At 59.6% G+C, this 21,555-nt stretch carries 21 protein-coding genes; 14 read left to right on the plus strand and 7 right to left on the minus strand.

All coding sequences use genetic code 11. The features are described 5' to 3' along the window. Nucleotides 1–77: 77 nt before the first annotated feature. Nucleotides 78–1,418: an MFS transporter gene (locus tag WA302_RS21290; RefSeq protein ID WP_049207202.1), complete on the minus strand. Its 1,341-nt coding sequence runs from the start codon at nt 1,416–1,418 to the stop codon at nt 78–80. Nucleotides 1,419–1,741: 323 nt separating this feature from the next. Here WA302_RS21290 and queE point away from each other — a divergent pair, with 323 nt between their 5' ends. Then, a complete protein-coding gene (gene queE / locus WA302_RS21295) occupies nt 1,742–2,413 on the plus strand; it encodes a 7-carboxy-7-deazaguanine synthase QueE (protein WP_004932641.1) in 672 nt (223 codons plus the stop codon). Between the two features lie 41 nt (nt 2,414–2,454). Beyond that, entirely contained in the window at nt 2,455–2,964 is a 510-nt protein-coding gene (locus WA302_RS21300; RefSeq protein ID WP_053088492.1) for a GNAT family N-acetyltransferase, read from the plus strand. Nucleotides 2,965–2,990: 26 nt separating this feature from the next. Here the strand turns inward: WA302_RS21300 and queD are convergent, their stop codons facing one another. Next, nucleotides 2,991–3,350, minus strand: coding sequence for a 6-carboxytetrahydropterin synthase QueD (gene queD / locus WA302_RS21305; RefSeq protein ID WP_025301608.1), 360 nt, complete (start codon nt 3,348–3,350; stop codon nt 2,991–2,993). A 436-nt stretch (nt 3,351–3,786) separates the two neighbouring features. Here queD and cysJ point away from each other — a divergent pair, with 436 nt between their 5' ends. From cysJ to WA302_RS21320, 3 genes are all read left to right on the plus strand, one after another. Beyond that, a complete protein-coding gene (gene cysJ, locus WA302_RS21310; protein ID WP_049294836.1) occupies nt 3,787–5,589 on the plus strand; it encodes an NADPH-dependent assimilatory sulfite reductase flavoprotein subunit in 1,803 nt (600 codons plus the stop codon). Beyond that, on the plus strand, nt 5,589–7,304 hold the full coding sequence (cysI, locus tag WA302_RS21315; RefSeq protein WP_043135856.1) for an assimilatory sulfite reductase (NADPH) hemoprotein subunit: 1,716 nt from the start codon (nt 5,589–5,591) through the stop codon (nt 7,302–7,304). The genes cysJ and cysI overlap by 1 nt, the downstream gene beginning before the upstream one ends. 61 nt (nt 7,305–7,365) lie before the next feature. Continuing rightward, on the plus strand, nt 7,366–8,100 hold the full coding sequence (locus WA302_RS21320) for a phosphoadenylyl-sulfate reductase (RefSeq protein ID WP_016929052.1): 735 nt from the start codon (nt 7,366–7,368) through the stop codon (nt 8,098–8,100). Between the two features lie 55 nt (nt 8,101–8,155). On the opposite strand, the gene WA302_RS21325 is transcribed toward WA302_RS21320, so the two are convergent. Beyond that, nucleotides 8,156–9,226, minus strand: a complete 1,071-nt coding sequence (locus WA302_RS21325; protein ID WP_261438959.1) for an aminopeptidase — start codon at nt 9,224–9,226, stop codon at nt 8,156–8,158. A 261-nt stretch (nt 9,227–9,487) separates the two neighbouring features. Between WA302_RS21325 and cysG the strand changes: the two genes are divergently transcribed. From cysG to WA302_RS21350, 5 genes are all read left to right on the plus strand, one after another. Continuing rightward, nucleotides 9,488–10,918 (plus strand): siroheme synthase CysG, encoded by a 1,431-nt coding sequence (cysG, locus tag WA302_RS21330; RefSeq protein ID WP_261438960.1) that lies wholly within the window; start codon nt 9,488–9,490, stop codon nt 10,916–10,918. Between the two features lie 22 nt (nt 10,919–10,940). Continuing rightward, the gene (gene cysD, locus WA302_RS21335) at nt 10,941–11,849 is read left to right on the plus strand and encodes a sulfate adenylyltransferase subunit CysD (protein WP_004932620.1); all 909 of its coding nucleotides are present in this window, start codon (nt 10,941–10,943) and stop codon (nt 11,847–11,849) included. An 11-nt stretch (nt 11,850–11,860) separates the two neighbouring features. Beyond that, entirely contained in the window at nt 11,861–13,288 is a 1,428-nt protein-coding gene (gene cysN, locus WA302_RS21340; RefSeq protein WP_043135846.1) for a sulfate adenylyltransferase subunit CysN, read from the plus strand. After that, complete coding sequence (gene cysC / locus WA302_RS21345) at nt 13,227–13,916, plus strand: adenylyl-sulfate kinase (RefSeq protein WP_080287102.1); 690 nt, start codon at nt 13,227–13,229, stop codon at nt 13,914–13,916. The genes cysN and cysC overlap by 62 nt, the downstream gene beginning before the upstream one ends. An 84-nt stretch (nt 13,917–14,000) precedes the next feature. Continuing rightward, a complete protein-coding gene (locus tag WA302_RS21350) occupies nt 14,001–14,327 on the plus strand; it encodes a DUF3561 family protein (RefSeq protein WP_025301616.1) in 327 nt (108 codons plus the stop codon). 52 nt (nt 14,328–14,379) lie between these two features. On the opposite strand, the gene WA302_RS21355 is transcribed toward WA302_RS21350, so the two are convergent. The 3 genes from WA302_RS21355 to WA302_RS21365 form a co-directional block, all read right to left on the minus strand. Continuing rightward, nucleotides 14,380–15,102, minus strand: coding sequence for an amino acid ABC transporter ATP-binding protein (locus tag WA302_RS21355; RefSeq protein ID WP_043135839.1), 723 nt, complete (start codon nt 15,100–15,102; stop codon nt 14,380–14,382). Next, entirely contained in the window at nt 15,086–15,805 is a 720-nt protein-coding gene (locus WA302_RS21360) for an amino acid ABC transporter permease (protein WP_042706788.1), read from the minus strand. Before WA302_RS21360 ends, WA302_RS21355 begins: the two co-directional genes overlap by 17 nt. A gap of 114 nt (nt 15,806–15,919) precedes the next feature. Beyond that, nucleotides 15,920–16,690, minus strand: coding sequence for a basic amino acid ABC transporter substrate-binding protein (locus WA302_RS21365; RefSeq protein WP_261456540.1), 771 nt, complete (start codon nt 16,688–16,690; stop codon nt 15,920–15,922). A gap of 402 nt (nt 16,691–17,092) precedes the next feature. Here WA302_RS21365 and ftsB point away from each other — a divergent pair, with 402 nt between their 5' ends. The 4 genes from ftsB to truD are packed head-to-tail and all read left to right on the plus strand — an operon-like array spanning nt 17,093 to nt 19,659. Beyond that, nucleotides 17,093–17,413 (plus strand): cell division protein FtsB, encoded by a 321-nt coding sequence (ftsB, locus tag WA302_RS21370; RefSeq protein ID WP_021505314.1) that lies wholly within the window; start codon nt 17,093–17,095, stop codon nt 17,411–17,413. Nucleotides 17,414–17,416: 3 nt separating this feature from the next. Continuing rightward, complete coding sequence (gene ispD, locus WA302_RS21375; RefSeq protein ID WP_043135831.1) at nt 17,417–18,124, plus strand: 2-C-methyl-D-erythritol 4-phosphate cytidylyltransferase; 708 nt, start codon at nt 17,417–17,419, stop codon at nt 18,122–18,124. A gap of 10 nt (nt 18,125–18,134) precedes the next feature. Further along, a complete protein-coding gene (gene ispF / locus WA302_RS21380) occupies nt 18,135–18,608 on the plus strand; it encodes a 2-C-methyl-D-erythritol 2,4-cyclodiphosphate synthase (RefSeq protein ID WP_004932594.1) in 474 nt (157 codons plus the stop codon). 4 nt (nt 18,609–18,612) lie between these two features. Then, nucleotides 18,613–19,659 (plus strand): tRNA pseudouridine(13) synthase TruD, encoded by a 1,047-nt coding sequence (gene truD / locus WA302_RS21385; RefSeq protein ID WP_261456539.1) that lies wholly within the window; start codon nt 18,613–18,615, stop codon nt 19,657–19,659. Between the two features lie 70 nt (nt 19,660–19,729). On the opposite strand, the gene WA302_RS21390 is transcribed toward truD, so the two are convergent. Beyond that, the gene (locus WA302_RS21390; RefSeq protein ID WP_261427521.1) at nt 19,730–21,463 is read right to left on the minus strand and encodes a hypothetical protein; all 1,734 of its coding nucleotides are present in this window, start codon (nt 21,461–21,463) and stop codon (nt 19,730–19,732) included. Nucleotides 21,464–21,555 lie beyond the last annotated feature (92 nt).

Below are 21,555 nucleotides of genomic sequence, written 5' to 3' on the forward strand. Positions count from 1 at the left end.
GATTACAGTTGACGGCGCAGGATAAAAAAGCCCTATCACCGAAGGAAGAAAGCCCGCCGTGGGCGGGCTTGCAAGGGTCAGGCGGCCGGCTGCAGCGTCGGTTTGCGGCTCATCTTGCACACCGTGGCGATGGCGGCGATCAGCGCCGGCACGCACAGGAACATCAGGATGCTCTGCACTTCCCACTGCATCGCCAGCAGTTGGGCGCCCATCATGGTGCCGGCGACGCCGCCGAAGCGGCCGATGCCCTGCATCCAGGCGATGCCGGTGGCGCGGCTGTGGGTCGGGTAGAAGGTCGCCGCCAGCGTTTGCAGCCCGGACTGCGCGCCGTTCATGGTGACGCCCATCAGGAAGATGAAGGCGCCCAGCAGCACGATCTGTTTATCTTCGGTGGCCATCGCCACGATCAGCAGGGCGGTGACGACAAAGCCGCTCGAGACCACTTTATGCGCATTCCAGCGATCCATCAGCCAGCCGGCCACCAGGATGCCCAGCGTGCCGCCGAAGGTGAACAGCGAGGTGAGCATCGCCGATTGTTCCAACTGGTAACCCAATCCCTGCATCAGGATCGGCATCCAGCTCAGCAACACGTAGTAGATCACCAACCCCATAAAGTAGGTCAGCCACAGCATCAGCGTGCCGAGCAGATAGGGGCGGCTGAACAGCAGGCCGACGCTGGTTTTGGTCTGCGCCAGCTTCTCTTCGTACAGGTAAAAACGCGTCACGCCGTCGAGGCTCCGGTTGACGAAACGCTGCGCGATGCGTTTGATCTTCGCCGCATCCTGGCCGCGGTTAACCATATATTTAACCGACTCCGGCAGCAGCAGGATCAGCAGAACCGTCAATACCAGCGGCGCAATGGCGCCGAGCAGCAGCACACTGTGCCAGCCGTAGCTCGGGATCAGCCACGATGAAATGGCGCCGCCGCCGGCTGCGCCCAGCGGAAAGCCGCAGTACATGGTGTTGATCGCCAGCGAACGGCAGCGCTGCGGCGCGTATTCGGAGATCAAGGTAATGGCGTTGGGCATCGCCGCCCCCAGCCCGAGGCCGGTGAGGAAGCGCCACAGCGTCAGGCTGTTGAGCGAACCGGCGTAGGCGGTGGCCAAACTCGACAGGCCGAAGAACAGGCAGGAAAACACCAGCACGCGCTTGCGGCCGATGCGGTCGGAGATCGGCCCGGCGATCAGCGCGCCGAGCGACAGCCCCAGCAGCGCGGCGCTCAGCACCGGCCCCAGATCCTGTTTGACGATGCCCCAGTCTTTGGCGACCGAGGGGGCGATATAGCCCATGGCGGCGGTATCGAAACCGTCGATGGCGAGGATCAGGAATCCGAGAATGATCAGGGTCCAGTGAAACAGCGAAAACTTGCTGTCGTCGATGGCCTGTTGAATGTTTAACTCGCTGGTGGAATGAGTCATGGCACCCTCTAAACGCAGATGTAGTCGTGATGGAACGTGGCCGAAACTGGCGCTCGGCTTGTGTTTGCTTGTATATACATCTGCGCGTCAGCGCTTTATGTCAAATATAATTATCTTATTTGTTAACTGCGTGTTGTTTTCTGTGGAGCAGGTTGCACCGCCGATGAAAGGCCAAAGACCGGTTAACAAATTAAATGAACGCCATTGGCGGTGAGATATGCTGATGGCGGCGCGGAGGATAAAATTTAATACAATTTTGGCCGTTTGGTCGCCGGGCCGGAATCTGCGATAATCGCTTTTTACTTTTCCAGATTGAGAAACCGATGCAGTACCCGATCAACGAGATGTTCCAAACCTTGCAGGGCGAAGGCTTTTTCACCGGCGTGCCGGCCATTTTCATCCGCCTGCAGGGCTGCCCGGTAGGCTGCAGCTGGTGCGACACCAAACATACCTGGGAAAAGGAAGCCCATCGGGAAGTCGACCTGCAACGGATCCTGGTCAAAACAGAAGAGAGCGACGCCTGGGGCAATGCCAGCGCCGAGCAGCTGTTGGCGGTGATGCGCCAACAAGGCTACACCGCGCGTCATGTGGTGATCACCGGCGGCGAACCCTGCATTTACGATCTGGCGCCGCTGACCGAGCTGTTCGAACAGCACGGCTACCGTTGCCAGATTGAGACCAGCGGCACCCACGAAATTCGCTGCTCCGCCAACACCTGGGTGACGGTTTCGCCCAAGGTGAATATGCGCGGCGGCATGAAGGTGCTGGATCAGGCGCTGCGGCGCGCTGACGAGGTGAAGCATCCGGTGGCGCGCGAGCGCGACATCGAGGCGCTGGATGCGCTGCTGGCGACGCTGCAGGACGATAAGGCGCGCATTATCGCGCTGCAACCGATCAGCCAGAAAGAAGAGGCGACCCGCCTGTGCATCGAAACCTGCATTGCGCGCAACTGGCGGCTGTCGATGCAGACCCACAAATATCTGAATATCGCCTGAGTTTATTGGCCGGAAGCGTTCGAACGAGACAGGAGTTGTCGGTGAAGATTTTATCGCGCGCATTCGAGGCGGTGACGGAAGCGGAATTGCGTTCGATTCGCTCGCTGTTGTCCGACGCTTTCCCCGAGATAACCGACGGATTTTATCTGCAGCAGGTGCCGGCTTGCCTGGTGACCGCCGCGGAAGGCGAGGCGATCGTCGGCCAACTGGCGGTGCATGAGCGGCCGGTGTTGATTGACGGTGAGGCCGAGGTGATCGGCATCATCGGGCTGGTGGCCGTGGCACACACGTATCGGCGCCGCGGCGTGGCCGCAAACATGCTGGTGAAGGCGCATGACTATTTGCGCAGTAAAGGGATCGCGTATTCCATACTGTTTGCGGTAAGCGAAAAGTACTATACCGGCGCCGGCTATCGGGCGATGGAAAACGAGACGGCGTTCATTGAGGATGGCGAGAGCAAAACGTTTGTCTATCGCGGGGGAATGGTGCTGAGCCTGTCGGAAAGGCCCTGGGTGGCGCGGCGCCTGGATCTGCAAGGCGAGGTAGTGTGAGGGTATCTGCACATACCCTCACGGCATCAACCTTTATATACGCATCCCGCCGTACAGGTCTCTTTCACCATCACCGCAGTCAGTTCCGGTAACTGAGGCTTGAGCTGCTGCCAAATCCAGGCGGCGAGCACTTCGCTGGTGGGATTTTCCAATCCTGGAATATCGTTCAGATAATGGTGATCCAGCCGCTCCCAGATCGGGGAAAACACAGCCTTGAGCTCGGCGAAATCCATCACCCAACCGGTGTGGGGATCCACGTCACCGGTCACTTCCAGACGCACCATAAACGAATGCCCATGCAGACGGCCGCATTTGTGGCCCTCCGGTACATGCGGCAAACGGTGTGCGGCTTCAAACTGAAAATCTTTAAACAGCGTGGTTGCCATTATTACGGCCTCATTGACTCAAAAACCGCCGCATAGTACCGGAAAGCGCGCCTGCTTGCCATTTATACCGTTATGGTCTACCGCCACGGCAAACGCACCCGGTTAACACTTTTTTTGTTTGGTGTCTGCGGCACCTATCGGCTGGGGTTATGAGCCGAAATGTTGAACGGTGAAAAAATGATGAAAAAAAGTGCTTTATTTTCATCTGGATAAAAAACTTTGTTTAACGGTTTAAGCGTTATCACTTACCAGAAAAACAGCTTAGTCATTTTGGTTATGATTTATTGCTATCCCTTATTTAATCGTTGCTATTCTGCTCGGTAACCTTACAAACTCTCCTGATCTTTTCCGCACACCCGACGCAGCGAAGAGACAGCGACTGGCACTGGCGCGCGCCTGGCAGGAAAGGCGCTAAGTATAGGAAATAAGTACAGCAATGACGACTCAGGCTCCTCCAACATCTTTGCTCCCGCTGACGCCCGAACAGCTGGCGCGCTTACAGGCGACGATCGGCGACTATTCGCCGACGCAGCTGGCGTGGCTGTCCGGTTATTTTTGGGGCATGGTCAATCAACAGCCCGGAGCCGTGGCCATTGCGCCTGCCGCCCCTGCGGCTGCGGCCGCCATCACCATCATTTCCGCTTCGCAGACCGGCAATGCGCGCCGCCTGGCGGAGCAGTTGCGCGACGATCTGTTGGCCGCCAATCTGAGCGCCACGTTGGTCAGCGCCGGCGACTACAAGTTCAAACAGATAGCGCAAGAGCGCCTGTTGGTGATCGTCGCCTCCACACAAGGGGAAGGCGAACCGGCGGAAGAAGCGGTGGCGCTGCATAAATTCCTGTTCTCGAAGAAGGCGCCGAAGCTCAATGACACCGCGTTTGCGGTGTTCGGGTTAGGCGACACCTCTTATGAGAATTTCTGCCAGTCAGGTAAAGATTTCGACGGCAAGCTGGCCGAGCTGGGTGCCGAGCGCCTGGTGGAGCGCGTAGATGCCGACGTGGAGTACCAGGAGCTGGCCGCCGCCTGGCGCAAACAGGTGGTGTCGGTGCTGAAGGCGCGCGCGCCGGCGGAAAGCGCTGCGCCGGGCGTGTTGGCCAGCGGCGCGGTTGACCTGATCGACAGCAGTCCGTACAGCAAGGAACAACCGCTCACCGCCCAACTGGCGGTCAAGCAGAAAATTACCGGCCGCGCGTCGGATAAAGACGTGCGCCATATCGAGATCGATCTGGGCGACTCCGGCCTGCGCTATCAGCCGGGCGATGCGCTCGGCGTATGGTTCGACAACGATCCGGCGCTGGTGGACGAACTGGTGCAGCTGTTGTGGCTGAAAGGCGACGAGCCGGTCGAGGTGGAAGGGCAGACCCTTCCGCTGGCGCAGGCGCTGCGCAGCCATTTCGAACTGACGCAGAACACCACGCCGATCGTCGATAAATACGCCGCGCTGTCGCGCGACGAAACGCTGATCGGTCTGTTGGCGGATAAGGCTGCGCTACAGCAGTATGCGCACAACACGCCGATCGTCGACATGGTGCGCCAGGCGCCGGCGGATCTGAGCGCCGAACAGCTGGTCGGGCTGCTGCGTCCGCTGACGCCGCGCCTGTACTCCATCGCCTCTTCGCAGGCGGAGAACGAAAGCGAAGTGCACATCACCGTGGGCGTGGTGCGTTACGACATCGACGGGCGCGCCCGCAGCGGCGGCGCCTCCGGCTTCCTGGCAGATCGCCTGGAGGAAGACGGTGACGTGCGGGTGTTTATCGAGCACAACGACAACTTCCGCCTGCCGGCCAATCCGGAAGCGCCGGTGATCATGATCGGCCCGGGCACCGGCATCGCGCCGTTCCGCGCCTTTATGCAGCAGCGCGACGCCGACGGCGCCGGCGGCAAGAACTGGCTGTTCTTCGGCAACCCGCACTTTACCGAAGATTTCCTGTACCAGGTCGAATGGCAGCGCTACGTGAAAGACGGCCTGCTGACCCGCATCGATCTGGCCTGGTCCCGTGACCAGCAACATAAAATATACGTACAAGACAAACTGCGCGAACAGGGCGCAGAAGTGTGGCGCTGGATTCAGGAAGGCGCGCACATTTACGTCTGCGGCGATGCCAATCGCATGGCGAAAGACGTGGAAAACACATTACTGGAACTGGTGGCCGAGCACGGTGGCATGGATACCGAGCAGGCGGATGAATTTTTAAGTGAGCTGCGCCTTGAGCGCCGTTATCAGCGAGATGTTTACTGATGAGTGATAAACACCCCGGGCCTTTGGTAGTCGAAGGCAAACTGGCCGATGCGGAGCGCATGAAGAAGGAAAGCAACTTCCTGCGTGGCACCATCGCCGAAGATTTGAACGACGGCCTGACCGGCGGCTTCAACGGCGACAACTTCCTGCTGATCCGTTTTCACGGCATGTACCAGCAGGATGACCGTGACATTCGTGCCGAACGCGCCGAGCAGAAGCTGGAGCCGCGCCACGCCATGATGCTGCGCTGCCGCCTGCCGGGCGGCGTCATCAGCCCACAGCAGTGGCTGGGCATCGACAAGTTCGCGCAGGAGAGCACGCTGTACGGCAGCATTCGCATCACCAACCGCCAGACGTTCCAGTTTCACGGCATCCTGAAAGGCAACGTCAAACCGGTGCACCAGCTGCTGAACCGCCTGGGGCTGGACGCGCTGGCGACCGCCAACGACGTGAACCGCAACGTGCTGTGCACCTCCAATCCGGTGGAGTCCGAGCTGCATCAGGAAGCCTACGAGTGGGCGAAGAAGATCTCCGAACACCTGCTGCCGCGCACCCGCGCCTACGCCGAGGTGTGGCTGGATCAGGAAAAGGTGGCCACCACCGACGAAGAACCGATTCTGGGGCCGACCTACCTGCCGCGCAAATTTAAAACCACGGTGGTGATCCCGCCACAGAACGACGTCGATCTGCACGCCAACGACATGAACTTTGTGGCGATCGCCGAAAACGGCAAGCTGGTAGGCTTCAACCTGCTGGTGGGCGGCGGGCTGTCCATCGAACACGGCAACAAGAAAACCTACGCGCGCCAGGCCAGCGAGTTCGGCTACATTCCGCTCGAACATACGCTGGCGGTAGCGGAAGCGGTGGTGACCACGCAGCGCGACTGGGGCAACCGCACCGATCGCAAGAACGCCAAGACCAAATACACGCTGGAGCGCGTCGGGGTAGATGTTTTCCGCGCCGAAGTGGAAAAGCGCGCCGGCATTACTTTCGCGCCGATCCGGCCGTATGAATTCACCGGCCGCGGCGATCGCATCGGTTGGGTGAAGGGCATCGACGATCAATGGCACCTGACGCTGTTTATCGAGAACGGCCGCCTGCTGGACTATCCGGGGCGCCCGCTGAAGACCGGCATGGCGGAGATCGCCAAGATCCATAAAGGTGACTTCCGTCTGACGGCGAACCAAAACGTGATCATCGCCGGCGTGCCGGAAAGCGAGAAGGCGAAGATCGAAGCCCTAGCGCGCGATCATGGCCTGATCGACGACGAGATCAGCGAGCAACGCAAGAATTCGATGGCCTGCGTGTCGTTCCCGACCTGTCCGCTGGCGATGGCGGAGGCCGAGCGCTTCCTGCCGCAGTTCGTCACCAAGGTGGAGGGGATCATGCATCGGCACGGGGTGGGCGACGAGCATATCGTGCTGCGCATTACCGGCTGCCCGAACGGCTGCGGCCGCGCGCTGCTGGCGGAGCTGGGGCTGGTGGGCAAGGCGGTCGGCCGTTATAACCTGCATTTGGGCGGCAACCGCGAAGGCACGCGCATTCCGCGCATGTACCGCGAGAACATCAACGAAGACGAGATCCTGAACGAGATCGACCTGTTGGTGGGGCGCTGGGCGGAGGAGCGCAACGGCGGCGAAGGCTTCGGCGACTTCACCGTGCGTGCGGGCATCGTCAAACCGGTGCTGGATCCGGCGCGAGATTTCTGGGAGTGAGGCCGGGCGGCCTCTGGGCAGAGGGGCCGCGCAGGTAATTTCAAGCATCAGGAGAGACAACATGGCTGAATTCGATCTGGCGGCGCTGAACGCGTTGCCCAAATCCGGGCAGGCGCTGGCATTGGCGGTAGTCAACGGCCAACTGGAGACCCTCAGCGCCGAACAGCGCGTTGCATGGGCGCTGGAGCATCTGCCCGGCGAGTTCGTACTCTCGTCCAGTTTCGGCATTCAGGCGGCGGTATGTCTGCACCTGGTGACGCGCATCCGGCCGGATATCCCGGTGATCCTGACCGACACCGGTTACCTGTTCCCGGAAACCTATCGCTTTATCGATCAACTGACCGACCAGCTGAAGCTGAATCTGCAGGTGTTCCGCGCCGAACAGTCTCCCGCCTGGCAAGAGGCGCGCTATGGCAAGCTGTGGGAACAGGGCGTGGAAGGGATTGAAAAGTACAACCAGATCAACAAGGTTGAGCCGATGAACCGCGCGCTGGAGACGCTGGGGGCGCAGAGCTGGTTCGCCGGTCTGCGGCGCGAGCAGTCCGGTAGCCGCGCCAATCTGCCGGTGCTGGCGGTGCAGCGTGGGGTGTTCAAGATCCTGCCGATCATCGACTGGGACAACCGCAAGATTTACCAGTATCTGACCGAACACGGGCTGAGTTATCACCCGCTGTGGGAACAGGGCTACCTGTCGGTAGGCGATACCCACACCACCCAGAAATGGGAGCCGGGCATGAGTGAGGAAGAGACGCGTTTCTTCGGCCTGAAGCGCGAGTGCGGTCTGCACGAAGGCTAAAAGAGGCGAATCACCCGACAGGGCTCAGCAATGCTGGGCCCTGCTTTTTTGTAGGCTACTTTTTCTTTTGTGCTTTCGGCGGGTGTGCCTGCGCCAACTCTTTGATCAGCGGCAGCAGGATCTGCACGCTGTCGCGGCTGCGTTTGTCGATCCGCCCCGGCAGATAGCGATCCAGATACTGCAGGTTGTCGTATTGCGGGCGGTGCCAGGTGATGCCCTGCGGGAAGTGCGGGCTGACGGCGCGCTGCTGATAGCCGTCCTTCTCCCCCAACGACCAGTTGGTGGCCTCTACCGACAATACCGGGATGCCTGCGGCATCGAACACCTCTTGATCGGAGCAGCAGCCGGTGCCCTGCGGATGCTGTGCGCTGCCTGGATTGGTGGCGGCGGCGATGCCGTAGCGATGGGCGATATCCAGCGCGCGATCGCGGGAGCGCTTCGCCATCTGCGGCGGCGTGTTGCGCCCGGCGTTGAAGTACAGCCGATCGCCAGTGATCAGGCTGTCGAGATTGATCACCAGCACGGTGTTGCTTTTCTCTTCCGCACTCATTCGATGCAGGTAGTTCTGCGCCCCCAGCGAACCGAGCTCTTCGGCGCTGGTGGCGACGAAGCGCAGGCCGTAGGCGGTGGGGATGTTCTTCAGGCGTTCCGCCAGTTCCAGCATTACGCCGATGCCGGAGGCGTTGTCGTCGACGCCCTGCAGCGTCAAGCCACCGAGGTTGTTATCCAGATCCTCGTCGCTCTGCGGCGTATAGGTGTCGAAGTGGGCGACGACCACGATTTGTTTCGGGCTGTCGCCGTTGCGGGCGGCGATCACCGAGCTGGCGGTGACGTTGTTCCAGTTCTTCTTGCCATCTTTGCTGGTGTAGAGATAGCGCGTATTGACGCTGCGAATATCGCTTTGGTAACCCATCTTGCTGAATTGCTGCTTCAGGTAGTCGGCGGTGAGCAATTCGGCCGGGCTGCCCGCCATGCGGCCGGGGAAGTAAGTGGCGATGTGGCGGGTCTGTTCGGCGGCGAAACGGCCCATTGGCGCGTCTTTTACGGGCTGTGCGGCACACACGCTGAAGACGCCGCCGAGTGCGAGGGCCAGCAGGCTGGTCTTCAGGTAAAAACGGGAAAACATACCGAAAAATCCTTCTTTGCTATCGGCGCTGCCGATCATTTTTCTTCGGCACCCAGTATGAGACGCCGGGCGGCATTACACAATTTCCCTGTCTCTTAATTTTCGCGCCAACGCGCAAACTGCTGTCGTGAGTATCACCGTTTGCCTTCGGCGTTGCGGCCTATATTCCATAAAGGAACTAATCATTCCTTTTCGTCATTTCAGAGGCTAAATCTCAGCCCGTATAGTCACACTATCTTTCTGTTATATGAAAAGGCTGTTGTGGACTATCTACCAATATTCGCCGACCTGAAACAACGTCCGGTACTGGTCGTTGGCGGTGGTGACGTGGCGGCGCGCAAAGTCGATCTGCTTCAGCGCGCCGGGGCTGAAATACGGATAGTTGCGCAGTCGCTCTCACCGGAACTGGAACAACAACGTCAGCAAGGGCAGGTGCTCTGGCTGGGGAAAAGCTTTGATCCGCAGCAGCTGGACGACGTGTTTCTGGCGATCGCCGCCACGGACGACAACGCGTTGAACGCCGCGGTGTTCGCCGAGGCGGATAAACGCCGGGTGCTGGCCAACGTGGTGGACGATCAGCCGCGTTGTTCGTTCATCTTCCCGTCGATCATCGATCGCTCGCCGCTGGTGGTGGCCGTATCGTCCAGCGGCCAGGCGCCGGTGCTGGCGCGGTTGCTGCGCGAAAAGCTGGAGGCGTTGCTACCCGCCAGTTTGGGGCAGATGGCGCAGGTGGCGGGCCGCTGGCGCGGCCAGGTCAAACAGCGGTTGGCTTCGATCGGCGAACGCCGCCGTTTCTGGGAAAAAACCTTCGGCGGCCGTTTCGCCACGCTGGTGGCCAACGGCCAGACGGCGCAGGCGGAACGCCAGCTGGAGCAGGATTTACACCGCTTCGCCGCAGGCGATGAGGGCGCCCAGGGCGAGATAGCGTTGGTGGGCGCCGGGCCGGGCGACGTGGGGCTGTTGACCCTGCGTGGGCTGCAGGTGATGCAGCAGGCGGACGTGGTGCTGTATGACCATCTGGTCAGCGGCGAAATCCTCGATCTGGTGCGCCGTGACGCCGAACGCATCTGCGTGGGCAAGCGCGCCGGCGCGCACTCGGTGATCCAGGAGGAGACCAATCGGCTGCTGGTGGAACTGGCGCAGCAGGGCAAACGCGTGGTGCGCCTCAAGGGTGGCGATCCGTTCATCTTTGGCCGCGGCGGCGAAGAGCTGCAGGTGGCCGCCGCCGCCGGCATTCCTTTCCAGGTGGTGCCGGGCGTCACGGCCGCCGCGGGGGCGACCGCCTACGCCGGCATTCCGCTGACGCACCGCGACCACGCGCAGAGCGTGACCTTTATCACCGGCCACTGCCGCCCCGACGGCGATGGCCTGGACTGGGCCGATCTGGCTCGGGCGCGGCAGACGTTGGCTATCTACATGGGCACGATGAAGGGGGCGGACATTAGCCAGCGGCTGATCGCCCACGGTCGCGCTGCCGCGACGCCGGTGGCGGTGATCAGCCGCGGCACGCGCGCCGATCAGCAGGTGCAGATCGGCACGCTGGAACAACTGGAACACCTGGCCCAACAGGCGCCGCTGCCGGCGCTGTTGGTGATCGGCGAAGTGGTGGAACTGCACCATCAAATCGCCTGGTTCGGGCATCAATCGCAGACGGAAGGGGCAGCGCGCCCGGCCGTCGTGAATTTGGCATAGGCAAGGCTTTTAAGGACCTGTTATGGACGAAAAACGACTCACTCATTTGCGGCAATTGGAGGCGGAGAGTATCCATATCATCCGTGAAGTCGCCGCTGAATTCGCCAACCCGGTGATGCTGTATTCCATCGGCAAAGACTCTTCCGTGATGCTGCATCTGGCGCGCAAGGCGTTCTTCCCCGGCACGCTGCCGTTCCCGCTGCTGCACGTCGATACCGGCTGGAAATTCCGCGAAATGTACGAATTCCGCGATCGCACCGCGAAGGAGTACGGCTTCGAGCTGCTGGTGCATAAAAACCCGGAAGGGGTGGCGATGGGCATTAACCCGTTCGTGCACGGCAGCGCCAAGCATACCGACATCATGAAGACCGAGGGCCTGAAGCAGGCGCTGAACAAGTACGGTTTCGACGCCGCCTTCGGCGGTGCGCGGCGCGACGAGGAGAAATCGCGCGCCAAAGAGCGCATCTATTCGTTCCGCGATCGCTTCCACCGCTGGGATCCGAAAAACCAGCGGCCGGAGCTGTGGCACAACTACAACGGCCAGATCAACAAAGGGGAGAGCATCCGCGTCTTCCCGCTGTCGAACTGGACCGAGCTGGATATCTGGCAGTACATCTTCCTGGAAAAGATCGACATCGTGCCGCTGTACCTGGCGAAACCACGCCCGGTGGTGGAGCGCGACGGCATGCTGATGATGGTGGACGACGATCGCATCGATCTGCAGCCGGGCGAAGTGATCAGCCAGCGCATGGTGCGTTTCCGCACCCTGGGGTGCTGGCCGCTGACCGGCGCGGTGGACTCGCAGGCGCAAACCCTGCCGGAGATCATCGAAGAAATGCTGGTCTCCACCACCAGTGAACGCCAGGGGCGGATGATCGATCGCGATCAGTCCGGCTCGATGGAGCTGAAAAAGCGTCAAGGGTATTTCTAAGGAGCCGCCGGATGAACAACGCAATTGCACAACAAATCGCTGACCAGGGCGGCGTCGAGTCCTATCTGCACGCGCAGCAGCACAAGAGCCTGCTGCGCTTTCTGACCTGCGGCAGCGTCGACGACGGCAAAAGCACCCTGATCGGCCGCCTGCTGCACGATACCCGCCAGATCTACGAGGATCAGCTGTCGACGCTGCACAGCGACAGCAAACGCATCGGCACCCAGGGCGAGAAGCTCGATCTGGCGCTGCTGGTGGACGGCCTGCAGGCCGAGCGCGAACAAGGCATCACCATCGACGTGGCCTATCGCTACTTCTCGACCGAAAAACGCAAGTTTATCATCGCCGATACCCCGGGGCATGAGCAGTACACCCGCAACATGGCCACCGGCGCCTCGACCTGCGATCTGGCGATCCTGTTGATCGACGCGCGCAAAGGGGTGCTGGATCAGACTCGCCGCCACAGCTTTATCGCGACCCTGCTGGGCATTCGCCATCTGGTGGTCGCGGTGAACAAGATGGATCTGGTGGACTATCAGGAAGCGGTGTTCGAGCAGTTCAAACAGGATTACCTGACCTTCGCCCAGCAGCTGCCAGGCGACCTGGACATCAAATTTGTGCCGCTGTCGGCGCTGGACGGCGACAACGTGGCGAGCGAAAGCGCCCATATGCCGTGGTACAGCGGCCCGACGCTGCTGGAAGTGCTGGAGAGCGTTGACGTGATCAGCGAGCGAGAAAACCAGCCGCTGCGTTTCCCGGTGCAGTACGTCAACCGCCCGAACCTCGATTTTCGCGGCTATGCCGGCACGCTGTCTGCCGGCGTGGTGCGGGTGGGGCAACGGGTCAAAGTGCTGCCTTCCGGTGTGGAGTCCAGCGTGGCGCGCATCGTGACCTTCGACGGCGATCTGCAAGAAGCGGTGCCGGGCGAGGCGATTACGCTGGTGCTGAAGGATGAAGTGGACATCAGCCGGGGCGATCTGCTGGTCGACGCCGGCGAAAGTCTGCAGGCGGCGCAGAGCGCGCTGGTGGACGTAGTATGGATGGCCGAGCAGCCGTTGGTGCCGGGTCAGAGCTACGACATCAAGATCGCCGGTAAAAAGACCCGCGCACGCGTGGAGAGCATCCGTCATCAGGTGGAGATCAATACGCTGACGCAGCATCCGGCCGACACGTTGCCGCTCAACGGCATCGGATTGGTGGAACTGACCTTCGACGAACCGCTGGTGCTGGACAGCTACCAGAACAATCACGACACCGGCGGGCTGATCTTTATCGATCGCATGAGCAACGTGACGGTTGGTGCCGGTCTGGTGCGTGAGACGCTGCAGGCCGCATCGGCGGCGCGCGGCGAATTCAGCGCCTTCGAGCTGGAGCTGAATGCGCTGGTGCGCAAGCACTTCCCGCACTGGGGCGCGCGCGATCTGCTCGGTGGCCGATAAGGTGGCCGTTGAACTGAGGGCGACCGGGCCGGACGACGAAAATGTGGTTTGGCATCCGCACGCGGTGACGCGCGCGGATCGCGAAGCGCGCAACGGCCATCGCGGCGCGGTGCTGTGGTTTACCGGGCTGTCCGGCTCGGGCAAATCCACCGTCGCCGGCACGCTGGAGCAGGCGCTGCATGGGCTCGGCGTCAGCACCTACCTGCTGGACGGCGATAACGTGCGCCATGGCCTGTGCCGCGATCTCGGCTTCTCCGACGAGGATCGGCGCGAGAACATTCGCCGGGTGGGGGAAGTGGCCAAGCTGATGGTGGACGCCGGGCTGGTGGTGCTGACCGCGTTCATTTCGCCGCACCGCGCCGAGCGGCAAATGGTGCGCGAGATGCTCGGCGACGATCGCTTTATCGAGGTGTTTGTCGATACGCCGTTGGCGATCTGCGAGGCGCGCGATCCGAAGGGATTGTATAAGAAAGCGCGCGCCGGCGAGCTGCGCAATTTCACCGGTATCGACGCGGTTTACGAGGCGCCGCAGCAGCCGGAAATTCACCTTGATGGCCAACAATTGGTAACAAATTTGATTGCGCAATTGTTAGACGTGTTGCGTGGTCAGGCTATTATCAAACCCTGAATTCAAAAAAAGCGTGTGGCGTTTTTCGCCATGCGCTTTTTACTCTAAGCCGCCGCAGAGCGAGCCGAATAACCAGGGATCACTATGCAAAATGTCACGCCTATCTTGATCGACGCCAAGCAATCAAAACAGGAGAGAGAGGAGCCTTCTTATTCTTTCCTGGGCGGCGTCAGCGGCTTTGTTTTCTACTGGCTGGCGTTCGCGTTGCCGTTTCTGGTTTACGGTTCCAACACGCTGTTTTTCCTGCTTTATACTTGGCCATTCTTCCTGGCGCTGATGCCGCTGTCGGTGTTGATCGGCATCACCCTCAGCATGCTGCTGCGCGGTCGTCTGATCTTGACGCTGCTGTTGACCGGCACCATTGTGCTGTGCCTGTTTTGGCTGGTGTTCAGCTTCCTGACCGGGTGGTGAGGGAGCGGGCGCCGATGCCGGCGCCCGAAGGATTGCAAAGCGGTGCCGAAGGTTACAAAACTTTGCTTAGAAATGCCTGAGTGCGCGGATTAGTCGGATGGCTGAAGATCTGCTGCGGTGCGCCTTCCTCCTGAATGATCCCCTGATCGATAAACAGCACCCGGTCGGCCACCTCGCGGGCAAAGCCCATCTCATGCGTTACCACCACCATGGTCATGCCCTCGTGGGCCAGCGATTTCATCACTGCCAATACTTCCCCCACCAGCTCCGGATCGAGCGCGGAGGTCGGTTCGTCGAACAGCATGATCTTCGGCTCCATCGCCAGCGCGCGGGCGATCGCCACCCGCTGCTGCTGGCCGCCGGACAGGCTGTTGGGGTAGGCGTCAATCTTGTCGAGCAGGCCGACCTTGCGCAGCAGCTGTTCAGCTTGCGTAATGGCTTCGGCGCGAGGCAGTTTCTTCACGCTTACCGGTGCCATGATGATGTTTTCCAACACCGTCATGTGCGGGAACAGGTTGAAGCGCTGAAATACCATGCCCACGCTTTCACGCATTTTGTTCAGGTCGGTTTTCTGATCGTGGACGGCGAAGCCATTCACCTCGATCTCGCCGCCGGAGAGCGTTTCCAGCGCGTTGATGCAGCGCAGGAAGGTGCTCTTCCCTGAGCCGGAAGGGCCGATGACGCACACCACTTCGTTGGCGGCGATCTGACAGGAAATGCCGCGCAGCACGTGGCTCTCGCCGAACTGTTTTTGCAGGTTATGTACGCGAATCACTTTTACCGAACCTCTTTTCCATGTGTTGCACCAGCAGCGAGAGCAGGAAGGTGATGACCCAATAGACCAGCGAAATGGTCAGATAGGGCTCCCAGTAAGTGGCGTAGGCGCCGGAGACGGTACGGGCGGCATAGGCCAGATCCGCCAGGCCGATGGCGGAGGCCAGCGACGAATCCTTGACGATCGCGATGGCGTTGTTGCCCAGCGGCGGCAGCATGCGGCGGAAGGCCTGCGGCAAGATAACCTGTCGCATGGTCTTGCCGTAGCTCATGCCCAGCGAACGCGAAGCCTCCATCTGGCCGCGATCGATCGATTGGATCCCGGCGCGGAAGATCTCCGACACATAGGCGCCGGCGTTGAGCGTGATCGCCACCACGCAGGAAAGAAAGGCACCGTAGTCGGCGCGCAGAGCACGGGCGAAATCGACGCTCATCAGGCCGCTGGTGACCAACAGGCCGTCGCGCGGATTGATGAACAGCGGCACCAGAGCGAAATGCACGACCATGATTTGTACGAACAGCGGCGTGCCGCGAAAGGCGCTGATGTAAATGCGTACCGGCCACTGAACGCCGTAATGCAGGATGGGTTTCCAGATGCCGTGCGGCGCCTGCGCCAAACGGCCCAGCCCGAGGATCAATCCCCAGGTGGTGCCCAGCAGCACGCAGATAATGGTGCATTTGATGGTCATCCAGGCGCCTTCCATAAACAGCGGCGCGTATTCCTGGATGATCTCCCAGCGGAAGTTCAAAGGGCGTTCCTTCTTGGTAGGCTGAAACGGTGGTGCGCCGGCGGCCTGGTGGGCGCCGGCGACAGGGCATTATTCCGCCGGCAGCGTCGGTAGGTTGCTGTCGAACCAGGTTTGGTAGATCTTGGCGTAGGTGCCGTCGGCGACGATTTTCTTCAGGCCGGCGTTGATCTTGTTGCGCAGTTCGTCGTTGCCTTTGGCGACGGCGATGCCGAAATACTGGCGCTCGAACTTGGCGTCGGGTACCAGCTTGAAGGCTTTCTCAGGGTGGGTCTTGATGTAGAACTTGGCCACGCCGACGTCGCCGACCGCCGCGCCGATGCCGTCTTCATACAGTTCCTGCAGCATCAGCGGGGTATTGTCGAAGCGCTTGATGGCAGTGCTGTTTTTGCCCAGCACATCGGACACCACGATGTCGCCGGTGCTGGAGTTCACCACGCCGACCTTCAGCGCTTTCAGCGCGGCGATGGAGTCTACCGTCGAGTCTTGCGGCACCACGATAGCCTGCTCGGCCGGGAAGTATGGCGCCGAGAAATCAACCATTTGCTTGCGCTTGTCGGTGATGGTGATGCCGGAAATGATGATATCGCGATCGCCGGAATTCAATGTGGCGAAGATCCCTTCCCATGGCGTATTGATCAGTTTGATCTGGAAACCTTCGGCCTTGGCTACCGCTTTGATGATGTCGATGTCGAAACCTTCCAGCTGCTTTTGGCTGTTTTCAAACTCAAACGGCCGATAGGTGCCGCCGGAGCCGACGACGTAGGTCGTTTCAGCCGCCAATACGGCGGTGGAGAAGGTGGCGGCCAGGCAGGCGCCGATCAGAACTAAACGTTTTAACATCGCGATCCCCGATAATGAATGGTTATATATTGGAATTATTTATGCACTATGAGTGCATAAAAATAAGCTCCAATGAATGAAAGTGCAACCACTGCAGGAGAATTATTCTTTCTATGGTGTTAAATATTCACTTTTGACGTTGTTTTGGCGTAAGCGATGGGTCAGCAAGCGGCGATGCAGTGGTTCTTGCTGCATAATGGGGGGAGGGCAGTGTATGTCTCATCGGAAAATGCGCCGCGCGTGCCGGGCAAAGGGGCTTTTTTTACCGCTTTCGCGGCGGAATTAGGCGATAAAGTCGAGAATCCTTCATCCGTATTCTGAATTTGGCGTTGAAATGCCGCTCTCAGTGTGGAGTCCAACGAGAAGTTGTGGGATGATTGGTCGGTTTTTCAGGGGGCGGAGATGGGAAAACTTACGCTGCTATTGCTGGCATTGCTCGGTTGGTTACAGTATTCACTGTGGCTGGGCAAAAATGGTATTCACGATTACGTGCGAGTCAATGAAGACGTTGCGGTCCAACAGGGCAGTAACGCCAAGTTGAAAGCGCGTAACGATCAGCTGTTTGCCGAAATCGATGATTTGAACGGCGGTCAGGAAGCGATCGAAGAGCGAGCGCGTAATGAGCTGGGCATGATCAAGCCCGGTGAGACTTTCTATCGTCTGGTTCCTGACCAATCCAGACGCAACGCGGCGTCTTCCTCGCAAAATAACGCACAAAAATAACGCATGAATCACTCCGCAGGCACCTTTCCCTCGGTGATTGCCGTCCTGCCCGCTGCCGGTATCGGCAGCCGCATGCAGGCGGAATGCCCGAAGCAATATTTAACCATCGGCCGGCACAGCATCGTCGAACACGCTATCCATGCCCTGTTGCGCCACCCGCGCATTGAACGGGTGATCGTGGCGATTAGCCCGGAAGATCGCCAGTTCGAACGGCTGCCCATCGCCCAGGATCCGCGGGTGACCGTCACTCAGGGCGGCAAACAGCGCGCTGATTCGGTGATGGCCGGGCTGAAGCTCGCGGGCGATGCGGACTGGGTGCTGGTGCATGACGCTGCGCGCCCCTGCCTGCACGCCGACGATCTCGAGCGCCTGCTGGCGATCACCGCACACAGCAAGGTCGGCGGCATTCTTGCCGCGCCGGTGCGTGACACCATGAAACGCGCCGAACCTGGCCGCGACACCATCGCCCACACCGTCGAACGGCAGGATCTGTGGCATGCGCTGACGCCGCAGCTGTTTCCGCTGCCGCTGCTCAAGCAGTGCCTGCAGCGCGCGCTGGATGAAGGCGCTAACGTCACCGACGAAGCCTCGGCGCTGGAGCATTGCGGTTATCATCCGCAGCTGATCGCCGGCCGGGCGGACAACATTAAAGTAACGCGGCCGGAGGATTTGGCGCTGGCGGCGTTCTATTTGACTCAGTTAGACAATTAAGGAGCGCACCATGCGTATCGGTCACGGTTTTGACGTACATAAATTCGGCGGCGAAGGCCCGTTGGTGATCGGTGGCGTTCGCATCCCTTACGACAAAGGTTTGCTGGCCCATTCCGACGGCGACGTTGCGCTGCACGCCGCGACCGACGCCTTGCTGGGCGCTGCGGCGCTGGGTGATATCGGCAAGCTGTTCCCCGATACCGATCCGGCTTTCAAGGGCGCGGACAGCCGCGAGCTGCTGCGCGAAGCCTGGAAACGTATCCGCGCCAAAGGATACCGCCTCGGTAACCTCGATATCACGATTATCGCTCAGGCGCCGAAAATGGCGCCGCACATCCCGCAGATGCGCGTCTTCCTGGCGGAAGATCTGCAGTGCCATATGGATGACGTCAACGTGAAGGCCACGACCACCGAGCAGCTCGGCTTCACCGGGCGCGGCGAGGGCATCGCGTGCGAAGCGGTCGCCTTGCTGATTAAGGAATAACTGCATGGATATGGCGAATCTGACCTGGCTGCATGGCCGGCCGCAGAGCACCGGGGTGTTGAAAGCCAATCCGGAAGATTTCGTGGTGGTGGAAGACCTGGGCTTTGCGCCGGACGGCGAAGGCGAGCACGTGCTGGTGAACATCCGTAAAAACGGCTGCAATACCCAGTTCGTGGCCGACTATCTGGCGCGCTTCGCCGGTATTCACGCCCGTTCCGTCAGCTATGCCGGCTTGAAGGATCGCCACGCGGTGACCGAACAGTGGTTCTGCCTGCATATGCCGGGCAAGGACACGCCGGATTTCTCACAGTTTGCGCTGGAAGGCTGCGAGGTGCTCTCGTTCGCCCGCCACCTGCGCAAAATGCGCATCGGCAACCTGAAGGGTAACCACTTTACGCTGGTGCTGCGCCACATTTCCGATCGTCAGGACGTGGAAAACCGTCTGCAGGCTATCGCCGCGCAGGGCGTGCCAAACTATTTCGGCAGCCAGCGCTTCGGCCGCGGCGGCAACAATCTGGTGATGGCGCGTCGCTGGGCAAACGACGAAATCCGCGTCAAAGAGCGCAGCAAACGCAGCTTCTACCTTTCCGCCAGCCGCAGCGCGCTGTTCAATCTGATAGTCGGCCGGCGCCTGGCCGACGGCCTGCAGCGCACCGTGCTGGAGGGGGACGCCCTGCAGTTGAGCGGCCGCGGCAGCTGGTTCGTCGCCAAGGCCGATGAGCTGGAGACGTTGCAGCAACGGCTGGATGCCGGCGAGTTGGTTGTCACCGCGGCGTTGCCGGGCGACGGTGAGCCAGGCACCGCCGGCAAAGCCTTGGCTTTTGAACAACAATGCTTGGCGGAACAACCGGAATTGCTTACGCTTTTAAAGCGCGAGCGTGTCGAACCCGCTCGTCGGGCCCTGCTGTTGCAGCCGCAAAATTTGCAGTGGAACTGGTGGGATGACGTTACCGTGGAACTGCGCTTCTGGCTGCCAGCAGGCAGCTTCGCCACCAGCGTAGTGCGTGAAATTATGCTTCCCGATGATGGTGATGCGGATATCAGTGTGTAACGGAGAATACCCGTTTAGGCTTTGACAATCCCCAAAAGCCCCGGCCGGCCAAGCCGGGGCTTTTGCATTTTTATGCCAGTGCATCCAACTGCGGTGCGGCCATACCACTCAGCTCGATCGACGGTGAATTGTAATGCATGTCCGCCACCGTTTGTTGCAGATCGCGGTTACCTAACGAGAAGACGATATCCTGACTGTCAAAGCCGTGGTTGCCATTGCTGTCGATGATGATATACAGCGCATTGCCCAGCTTTATGGCTCCGACTTCCGCCAGCGCATGTTCGCTGGCGCCGCCGGTGGCTTTACTAAGCGCGGCGCTGAATAGGGATTGTGCATCGGCACCGCCACCCAACGTGGAGAATAAGGTATTCAAATTGCTCGCATTACCGTAGTCGCCATAGGTAACCAACGATTTGCCGCCGGCCGCTGAGAACGTCCATTGCTGTGCGGCGTCGCCTGCATTGATCCGGTCGTTGGCCGCATTATAATCAGTGATTTTGACCTGGCTGGAAATGGAGCTTTGAGCGAAATTGATCGTGTCGCCATGCACACCCGAGCCATGTCCGGTGATGGTCGTGTTGCCGATCACGCTGAAACGGTCGTCTTGCGAAGCGCCTTCTACCACCAATTGCTTGCCGACCAGCGTATTGATAACTGTGCTGAACTGCCCGCTGTTTTGCAGGCTGGTCAGTGTGTTATAAAAGTCACCGCCGCCGGTCCCGCCGATTTCACTGTGAATGTCCACGCTGATTGGCGCGAGATTGCCGTTAGGGTTGCTCAACTCGCCCACGTAGATGTGGGCCAGCGAATCGGTAAAGCCCGCTTTGACATTGAGCTTCAGTACATAATTATTCGCACCACCCAGTGCGAAACCGTTGAGGCTGATATCCGTGATGTGATTGCTTCCGCCGGATAACGTTAATTCAGAATGGGTAAGGTTGGAGGTGATATTTAATATTTCCTTCACCAGACTATTCGTGTAATGACTGGTGACGGCGAAGGTACCGCCGTTGATTTTCTGGTTGCTGTAGGCGGGAGGCGTGTCGGTATAAGGATTGAACTCTTTGCCGATATCAATATTTAAATCGGTCGTGACATTGCTTCCCTGAGCTTTCGCCAGCTCGACATGTAATTTACTGGCAGCCGTTGCGTCATCAAATATACGAATGGTAGTGGGGATATATTGCCCGGCGGAGTAAGAGGCGTTAGCGTTAATTAAATGGACGTTATCAGCAAATCCGCTAAGGGCAAAAGTAAGCGGCGCACTGGGGAAGTAGGGAGATTGCTCGATGTTGCTGACATTAGCATAAGCGTTGTTGTTGATGATGGCCTTGCCGAAGATAACGCCAGCGTCAAAAGTGTGGGCTCCCTCGGTCGCTACGGGGTGCCCATCGAGGTATATGCTGCCGGTGCCGACATAGCCGGCGAGATCGATATGGCTAAATTGATCGAAGTTGCCGATGTTGCTGTTGATGACCGCGGATTTCGCGCCATTGGCGGCGGTCGAAATCAGGATATCTTTGGTGATGAAGTTGGCGGAAAGGATCGTCGTATTATTTGTGCCATATTCAGCGCTGCCATTGGCGCGAAAATTAGCGCTGACAATGTTTGGCCCACCGAGGGACGAGTTTCCTGCCCAACTTAGCATATTAAAACCGCTGCCTATCTTTATCTGTGCTTTGGAAATCGTTAAGTCTGATGTTGGAGAGATGATTACATTGGTATTGTTGATGTTGGTGAACGACAGTTTTTCTGTTTCCGGTGTCAGTTCAACTGGATAATCAGTCATTGATAAATGAGTCATAATGGTTTTCCCTTTGTGAATAATGGGGTTAAATATTTAAGGTACTGTGGCTTAGGAACCTGTAAAATATAGATGGAAAGCGACATGTATGC

The organism is Serratia sp. 201 (assembly GCF_037027545.1).
Taxonomy (GTDB): Bacteria; Pseudomonadota; Gammaproteobacteria; order Enterobacterales; family Enterobacteriaceae; genus Serratia; species Serratia bockelmannii.